2 protein-coding genes are annotated in these 1460 nt (G+C 73.1%); one reads left to right on the top strand and one right to left on the bottom strand.

Going from position 1 to position 1460, the window contains the following annotated elements:
* A partial coding sequence (locus EYA84_RS31780; RefSeq protein ID WP_201272551.1) for a glutamate mutase L occupies positions 1 to 324 on the top strand: 324 nt, incomplete at its 5' end.
* Positions 325 to 731: 407 nt separating this feature from the next.
* Here EYA84_RS31780 and EYA84_RS31785 read toward each other — a convergent pair.
* Positions 732 to 1313, bottom strand: a complete 582-nt coding sequence (locus EYA84_RS31785) for a helix-turn-helix domain-containing protein (protein WP_131057847.1) — start codon at positions 1311 to 1313, stop codon at positions 732 to 734.
* Positions 1314 to 1460 lie beyond the last annotated feature (147 nt).

The following is a 1460-nucleotide window of genomic DNA, read 5'->3' on the forward strand; positions in this document are numbered from 1 at the left end:
TCCGACGGCCGGTTGGCGGCGTTGGCGGCGACGGTGGCGGTGCGCCGGCACGCCCGGGGGGTGGGTACGGGTGAGCGGGCCGGTCGGGATCTGCGGGACGTGCGGTTGCTGGTGGGCTCGGGTGGGGTGTTGCGGCATGCCCGTGCCGGCGAGGTGACGCCGGTGTGGCAGGCGGTGTTGGGTGATCACGCGGGTGGGTGGGCGGTGCCGAGGGCGGCGCGGGCGGTGGTCGACTCCGACTACGTGTTGGCGGCGGCGGGGTTGTTGGCGGCGGAGCATCCGGGGGCGGCGCGGGCGTTGCTGGGGCCGTTGGTGTCGGCGTGACCGGTGTCGGGTCGACTGCGGACGGTGACGGTGAGCGCGACACGCCGTGCCGGTGTGGCGACTCGTCGGGGGTGGGTTGACAAGGCCGGGGGTGCGCCACGTACCGTCTTTGAGTCCTACCACGGGAAGCGGCTGTTGTTCGCTTCGTCCCTTCGTCCGCTGGCCGAGCGACGGTTGTCGCGGCGGCCAGGTCCAGCGGGCGGGGGTCGGCGGGGCGGCGCGAACCGGCCGCGGTTACCGGTGTACGGGCAGGGTGGGGTGCACGGCCAGTAGACAACGGCCCGACGGGGACAGCCAGTCACCGTCCGGTCGGTCCGAAGGTCGGCGTGCCTCATTCCCGCCGCACCGGCTGGGAAGGGCCTGGGAGCATCGGGGCGCGGCGTATGCCGCGCCCCGATTTCGTGTGCTCAGTCGGCGGCGGGTCGGGCCCGCACGTGCAGGCGTTCGCCCTGGGGGCCGAAGAGGTTGAGGACTTCGGCGGGGGTCGGGTCGGGGTTGGCGACGGAGTGCGGCACGCGGGTGTCGAATTCGGCGACCTCGCCGGGGTTGAGGATCAGGTCGTGCTCGCCCAGGCGTAGCCGGATGCGGCCGGAGAGCACGTACAGCCATTCGTAGCCCTCGTGCGAGGAGGGTTGCGGGTCGGTGGGGGTGTGTGGCGGCAGGATCTGTTTGAACGCCTGGACGCCGCCGGGGCGGCGGGTCAGCGGCAGGAACGTCATGCCGTGGCGGACGATCGGTCGGGGGCGGACGCGGGGGTCGCCGACGGTGGGCGCGCCGACGAGTTCGTCCAGGGGCACCTGGTGGGCGCGGGCCAGCGGCAGGAGCAGTTCCAGGGTGGGGCGGCGGTGGCCGGATTCGAGTCGGGACAGGGTGCTGACGGAGATTCCGGTGGTGTCGGCGAGTTCGTTCAGGGTGGTGCCGCGTCGTTTGCGGAGCGCGCGGAGCCGGGGGCCGACCTCCGCGAGCACCGCCGCCTCGTCGTTTGCCATAACAGCAACATTACTTGTCGTTTTGGCCGGTCGGGTGCAGCGTGGGTGCCAGCGAAGGTCACGAGGGGGTACGCATGGACGACGAATACGACGTGGTGGTGGTCGGCGGTGGCGCGGCCGGGCTGGCCGGGGCGCTGGCCCTGGCGC

It is taken from the genome of Verrucosispora sp. SN26_14.1, assembly GCF_004307965.1.
GTDB lineage: Bacteria > Actinomycetota > Actinomycetes > Mycobacteriales > Micromonosporaceae > Micromonospora.

Coding starts and splice junctions, on each gene's coding strand:
- EYA84_RS31785 (WP_131057847.1), bottom strand. CDS start 1,313: ATGGCAAACGACGAGGCGGCGGTGCTCGCGGAGGTCGGCCCCCGGCTC.